The organism is Brevundimonas sp. (genome assembly GCF_036732845.1).
Taxonomy (GTDB): Bacteria; Pseudomonadota; Alphaproteobacteria; order Caulobacterales; family Caulobacteraceae; genus Brevundimonas.
On record NZ_DAINBO010000004.1, the window covers coordinates 100,330 to 107,310 of the forward strand.

A 6,981-nucleotide genomic window follows, 5' to 3' on the forward strand; every position below is an offset into this window, starting at 1 on the left:
TCCATCAACTGCTGCGCCAGATAGACGTAGTGCCGCGCCCAGCGGCGGGCGTTGGCCACCGGGTCGGCGTCGTTGGAATGCCCGCCCGCCGTCTCCTCGTAATAGAGGTGATCGGCCCCCAGATCGCCCAGACGCGCGGCGAATTTGCGCGCATGGCCCGGATGCACCCGGTCGTCGCGGGTGTTGGTGGTGATGTAGACGCGCGGATAGTCCACGCCCGGCCGCAGGTGCTGATAGGCCGAATAGCGGGCGATATAGGCCGCTTCCTCGGGGATGCGCGGGTCGCCGTATTCGCCGATCCACGACGCCCCGGCGGGCAGTTCGTGATAGCGCAGCATGTCGATCAGCGGGCTTTCGATCACCGCCGCATTGAACAGTTCGGGATGCTGGGTCACCGACACGCTGGTCAGCACCCCGCCGTTCGACCGGCCGTAGATGCCCAGATGTTCCGGGCTGGTGATCCCGCGCCGGATCAGGTCCCGGGCGATGGCGGCGAAGTCGTCGAAGGCCAGTTGCCGGTGCTCCTTCAGCACGGCGCGGTGCCAGGCCGGGCCGAACTCGGACCCGCCGCGCATGTTGGCGTTGACGAAGACGCCCCCGCGCTCCAGCCACAGCTTGCCCATCTCCGGGATATAGGCGGGCGGCTTGGCCACCTGGAAGCCGCCGTAGCCGAACAGGATGGTCGGCGCCTGGCCGTTCATCGCCAGGGTTTTCGGCCGCACCACGAAATAGGGGATCATCGTCCCATCGGACGAGGCGGTCTGGAACTGCTCCACCACATGGGTCGAGGCGTCGAACCGCGCCGGTCCCTGGCGCAGCACGCGGGTCGAGCCGTCGTCCACGTCCGCCAGGCTCAGGGTCGGCGGCGTCAGAAAGCCCTCGACCGAATAGAAGAACCGGCCCGACCCCTTGGACGCGTCGCCCAGGCTGACGCTGATGTTCTCGGGCGTGGCGATGTCGGTCCTGGGCCAGCCGAACTCGCCCCGGTTCTGGAACACCGCCAGACGGCCGACGACATTGTCGGAAATCGCCACGACCACCCGGTCGTTCATCACCCGGACGCCGCCGATCGACTGGCGGTCGGTCGGCTGGAAGATGACGTCCGCCTGATTGGACAGCGCCGCCGGGCCGGTCGTGGCCCGCAGGCAGGGGATGCAGATCGCCAACAGCGATCCGGCCTTGTAGTCGCGGCCCTGTCGGGACCAATCCTCGTCCGGGGAGACGATCAGCGACCCGCCCTGAACGCCGTAGATGTTTACGCGCTCGGGCAGCTCCAGCTTCACCGGCCGGCCATCGACCAGTTCCCAGGTCTCTTGGCGATAGGTGTCCAGCGGGCGGGTGACGATCACGGCCGTCGGTCGTCCCTGGGCGTCGCGATAGACCGAGGGGCTGACGCCATAGCCGCCGTCCGAGGCGTCGCCGCGATAGACCTCGGTCGCCTGGGCCAGGGTCTGGCCGCGCTTCAGCGCCTTGACGATATAGGGATAGCCGCTCTCGGTCAGGGTGCCGTGGCCGTTCTCCTGGCCGAAGTCGGTGGCGACCAGCAGGGTGTCGCGGTCCAGCCATTCGATCCGATGCTTGCCCTCCGGCAGGGTGAAGCCGTCGTCGACGAAGCGTTTCGTCGTGGTGTCGAACTCGCGCACGAACAGGGCGTCCTTGCCGCCGTCCGACAGGAAGATCAGACAGCGGGTCTCGTCCGGCGCCAGACAGTCGGACCCCTTCCACACCCAGTCCCGGCCCTCGGCGCGGGCCAGGGCGTCGATGTCCAGCAGCGTCTCCCACCGCGTGTCGGCCGCGGCGTAACCGTCCAGCGTCGTGCGCCGCCATACGCCCTTGGGATTGGCCGCGTCCTGCCAGAAATTGCCGATGCCCTCGCCCAGGAAACCGGGTCCCGGAATGCGGTCGGTGGCGGTCAGGATCGCTTCGGCCTCGCGGCGATAGGTCTCATAGCGCGGATCGCCGGTCAGCGCGGCCAGCGAGCGCTGGTTCTCGCCCCGCACGAAGGCCATGGCCTCGTCCCCGTTGACCTGTTCCAAGGCCAGGTGATCGTCGGCGGCGCGCACCCCGGCGGGCGACAGGTCGGTCGGCAGATACGGCGACGGCGCGGCCTCGGCCATGGGGGTCTCCAACGGCGCGGCGGGCGCGGCGTCCAGTGTGGCGCAGGCGCCCAGCATCAGGGCAGGCAGGGCGGCGGTCAGCAGCAGGCGACGCATAGGCGGGACACTCCGTTCTAAATCCTCCCCAGCGAAGCGGGGGAGGGGGACCGCCGAAGGCGGTGGAGGGGGCGAAAGCCACGACCGGCGCCTGGGGTCGCCCCCTCCACCACTTCGTGGTCCCCCTCCCCCGTCAAGAACGGGGGAGGATGGTTTCCTATCAGTCCATCAGCCGACGCGACAGATAGGTGTATTCCAGGGCGATGCGCCGCGCCGTCTCGCGCAGGTTCGCCCCGGCCGCGTGCCCGCCGTCGGTGTTCTCGTAGAACAGCACCGGATAGCCCAGCGCCTCCAGACGCGCCGCCGCCTTGCGGGCATGGCCCGGATGCACCCGGTCGTCCTTGGTCGAGGTGTGGATGAAGACCTCGGGGTAGGGCTGGCCCGCGCGCAGGTTCTGATAGGGCGAATATTCCGCGATCCAGGCGCGCTGTTCGGGGATGTCGGGGTCGCCGTATTCGCCCATCCACGAAGCCCCGGCCAGAAGGCGGTGATAGCGCATCATGTCGAACAGCGGCACCTGGATGACCGCCGCATTGATCAGGTCCGGCCGCTGGGTCAGCATGGTCCCCATCAGAAGGCCGCCTTGGCTGCCGCCGATGACGCCCAGGCGGCGCGGGCTGGTGATGTTCCGCGCGATCAGGTCGGCGGCCACGGCCTGGAAATCCTCATGGGCGCGCTGACGGTTCTGTTGCCGCGCCGCCTCGTGCCAGCGCGGGCCGAACTCGCCGCCGCCGCGGATGTTGGCGCGCACATAGACGCCGCCGTTCTCCAGCCACAGCTTGCCGATGGTCCCGGAATAGCCGGGCAGTTGCGACACCTGGAAGCCGCCATAGCCGCCCAGCAGGGTCGGGTTGGACCCGTCCAGGGCCATGCCGTCGCGGTGCACGACGAAATAGGGGATCATCGTCCCGTCGGCCGAGCGCGCCTCGAACTGCTCGACCTCCAGCCCCGCCGCGTCGAACATCGGCGGCAGGCTCTTGATCTGTTCGGCCGCCCCGGTCGCGGCGTCGGCCAGCCACAGGCTGGACGGGTTCAGATAGCCGGTCAGGCTGACGAAGATCTTGTCATCGATCTCGCTGGCCGAACCCAGGCCGACGGTGACGTTCTGAGGCAGGTCCATACGCGACCGGTCCCAGCCGCCGCCGGCGCGCGGGCGATAGACGTAAACCCCGCCGCGCACATTCTCATACAGGGCCACGACCAAGGTGTTGCGCGTGGCCGTCACCGCCTCGACCGCCTCACGCTCGCCGGGGCGGATGACGATCTCGCCCGGCGCCATCGGATCGGCCAGCCAGGCGTCGATGTCATAGGCGACCACGTCGCCCATGCGGAACGCCTGGCCCGAGGGCGAGGTCCAGTCCTGCAACATGGTGACGATCAGACGGTCGCCGACCATGCCGTTGATGTCGGCCCGCGTCGGCAGGGCCATCCGCGTCGTCGTGCCGTCGGCGTTCAGCCGCCAGGTCTCGCTCTCCCAGGTGGTGATCCCGCGATGCAGCAGCGTCGCCTTCAGCGCGCCGTCGGCGTCGCGCAGCGTATAGGCCCCGGCCGAGACGTCGGTCGGCTGGCCGGTGAAGACGATCTCGGCCTGGTCCAGACTCTGGCCGCGCTTCAGCCGCCGCACGGTCATCGGATAGCCCGAGGTGGTCAGGGACCCCTCGCCGAAATCGCGCGCGATCAACAGGGTGTCGCGGTCGATCCAGGTCGCCCCGCCCTTGGATTCCGGCAGGGTGAACCCGCCCTCGACCCAGCGGCGTTCGACCGTGTCGTATTCGCGCACGGTGACCGCGTCCTTGCCCCCGTCAGACAGGCTGACCAGGCAGTAGCGTTCCTGGGGTTGCAGGCAGTTGGCGCCCTTATAGACCCAGTTGGCCCCCTCGGCGGCGGCCAGGGCGTCGATGTCCAGAATCGTGTCCCAGGCGATGTCGGCGCCGCGATAGCTGTCCAGGGTCGCGCGCCGCCAGACGCCGCGCACATGGTCGGCGTCCTGCCAGAAATTATCGACCGTGCCGTCGCGGTTGAACCCAGCCGACGGAATGCGCGCCCGCGACTGGCTGATCGCCAGCGCCTGGTCATAAAAGCCCTGATAGCGCGGGTCCGATTGCAGCACGCCCAGGGAATGGGCGTTGTGTTCGCGCACCCAGGCCATGGCCCGTTCGCCCTCGACCTCTTCCAGCCACAGATAGGGGTCCTCGGCCTCGGCGGCCGGAGCGGCGGCGGGAGAAGCGGCGGCGGGCGCGGCGGTCTGGGCCATGGCAGTCGTGCTCAACAGGGACAAGGCCAGCGTCGCCAAGGCGGTCGTGGGCAGGGCGGCGCGGACGGCGGATCGGATCATGACATTCCCCAGAATGGTTCGGGCCGCACCCTATCCGTCCTTTACGGATGCGCACATTACGGGTTTGTCATGATCCTTCGTCGGGGATGCACAGCGGATTGCCGCACGCCTTGCAGTGCACGGCGTCCGGGTCGTGCTTCTGCAGGCCGCAGCGCTCGCAGGGAAAGCGCACCTTGTGCGGCCGCATCAGGGTCTGGGCCAGCCGCAGAAACAGGGTGATGCCGGCCAGCATGACCACGATCGACAGCACCCGCCCCCAGTTGCCCGGCAGGGTGATGTCCCCGAACCCGGTCGTCGTCAGGGTGGCGATGGTGAAATACAGCGCATCCAGATAGCCGCTGATGCCCGGATGGCTGCCCGCGAAGGTCGCATAGACGAAGCCGGTCACCACGAAGACGAAGGTCACCAGGGCGGCCAGGGCGCGGGTGATCTCCTCCACCCGGGTGTCGTCATAGCGCCGCCCGACCGTGCGCCAGAAGAACTCCGAATCCAGCAGGGTCCAGATGCGCAACAGGCGCAGGAAGCCGAAATTGTACAGCCAGGCCGGAAACAACAGGGTCGCCAGGATGAACAGGTCGATCCACGTCGTCGGCTTCTTCAGCCAGGCCTTGATGTCGGTGTGGGCATAGGCCCGGGCCGCCAGGTCCAGCGCCAGAACCGCCGCCACCAGATAGTCGATGACATAGAAGACGACCCCCGCCTCATGCAGGATCGGCGCGGCCAGGAAGAAGCCGATGATGGCGAAATCGATGACGATGACCGCCAGCCGGAACCGCACCGCCGGGGGCCGGCTGCCGTGATACAGGTACCGCAGCCTGGCCCGCAGCCGCAGGCCTTCGGCCTTGTCGGGCGGGGCTGCGGGGAGACTGGGCTTGCGGCTCATGGTTGAGCGATAGCCTGATTGACGCGTCGGGCCTATATCCACGGGTGATGACCAGACCCTTCGTCAAGATGAACGGCGCCGGCAACGACTTCGTCGTGGTCAACGCCCTGGCCGCGCCCTTCACGCCCGACGCGGACCAGGCGCGCGCCATCGCCGACCGCGCGACGGGCCAAGGCTGCGACCAGTTGATCGCCATCGAACCTTCCGATCGCGGCGACGCCTTCATGCGGGTCTGGAACGCCGACGGCGGAACGGTCGAGACCTGCGGCAACGCCCTGCGTTGCGTCGGCTGGCTGTTGATGCAGGCGAACGGAACCGACCGCGTCGTCATCGACACCCTGGGCGGCCTGACCACCGCCTGGCGCGTCCCGGGCCGCGTCGGATCGGGAGGTCCCGAAGGACCGACGACCGCGGCCCAGGTCAAAGTCGACATGGGCGCGCCCCGGCTGCGCTGGGACGAAATCCCCCTGGCCGAAGAGATGGCGACCTATGGCATAGAGCTTCAGATCGGTCCCATAGACGCGCCGGTGATCCACACGCCGGGCGCCGTCTCCATGGGCAATCCGCACGTGGTCTTCTTCATGGACCACACGCCCGACGACGCCTTCGTGCGCGGCTCCGGCTCGCTGATCGAGCACCACCCCCTGTTCCCCGAGGGCGTCAACGTCGGCTTCGCCCACGTCCTGGCCCCCGACCGCATCCGGCTGAGGGTGTGGGAGCGCGGCGCGGGCCTGACCCGGGCCTGCGGCACCGGCGCCTGCGCCGCCCTGGTCGCCGCCCATCGTCGCGGCCTGACCGGCCGTTCCGCGACGGTCGAGGTCGACGGCGGCGAACTGTTGATCGAATGGGACGAAGCGACCGACCACGTGCTGATGACCGGCCCGGTCGAGATCGAGCGCACGGGAACGCTCTAAGTCTCCTCTCCATGCACGCATGGGCAGGAGAAGCGGTTGTCCCTGCGGAAGGCTCGCTCTAGGAACAGAAGCGAAGCCCGAGAGACCCGCGAATGCCCGACATCACCGACAAACAAACCTTCTCCGACGACGACGCCCTGGAGTTCCACCGCGTCCCCACGCCGGGCAAGATCTCCATGGCCCCGACCAAGCCGATGGCGACCCAGCGCGACCTGTCGCTGGCCTATTCGCCGGGCGTCGCCATTCCCGTCCTGGCCATCGCCGAGGATGCGGACAAGGCCTATGACTACACTTCCAAGGGCAATCTGGTCGCCGTCATCTCGAACGGCACCGCCATCCTGGGCCTGGGCAACCTGGGTCACATGGCCTCCAAGCCGGTGATGGAGGGCAAGTCGGTCCTGTTCAAACGCTTCGCCGACGTCGACAGCTTCGACATCGAGGTCAAGACCACCGACCCGGACGAATTCATCACCGTGGTCAAGAACATCGGCGACACCTGGGGCGGCATCAACCTGGAGGACATCAAGTCCCCCGAATGTTTCGAGATCGAGGCCCAGCTTCAGGATCTGCTCGACATTCCGGTCTTCCACGACGACCAGCACGGCACGGCCATCATCTCGACCGCCGGCCTGATCA

4 protein-coding genes and 1 pseudogene are annotated in these 6,981 nt (G+C 68.2%); 2 read left to right on the forward strand and 3 right to left on the reverse strand.

Annotated features, from left to right (window positions below):
- From V7D63_RS02950 to V7D63_RS02960, 3 genes are all read right to left on the reverse strand, one after another.
- The coding region (locus V7D63_RS02950; RefSeq protein WP_333590759.1) for a prolyl oligopeptidase family serine peptidase at nt 1-2,213 on the reverse strand (2,213 nt) is incomplete at its 3' end.
- Nucleotides 2,214-2,373: 160 nt separating this feature from the next.
- Entirely contained in the window at nt 2,374-4,548 is a 2,175-nt protein-coding gene (locus tag V7D63_RS02955; protein ID WP_333590760.1) for a prolyl oligopeptidase family serine peptidase, read from the reverse strand.
- 67 nt (nt 4,549-4,615) lie between these two features.
- Complete coding sequence (locus V7D63_RS02960; protein ID WP_333590761.1) at nt 4,616-5,431, reverse strand: potassium channel family protein; 816 nt, start codon at nt 5,429-5,431, stop codon at nt 4,616-4,618.
- Between the two features lie 47 nt (nt 5,432-5,478).
- Here V7D63_RS02960 and dapF point away from each other — a divergent pair, with 47 nt between their 5' ends.
- Nucleotides 5,479-6,345 carry a diaminopimelate epimerase gene (gene dapF, locus V7D63_RS02965; RefSeq protein WP_333590762.1) on the forward strand — a complete coding sequence of 289 codons (867 nt, stop codon included), beginning with the start codon at nt 5,479-5,481 and terminating at the stop codon, nt 6,343-6,345.
- Nucleotides 6,346-6,437: 92 nt separating this feature from the next.
- Nucleotides 6,438-6,981, forward strand: a pseudogene (locus tag V7D63_RS02970) (NADP-dependent malic enzyme); the annotation flags it as partial.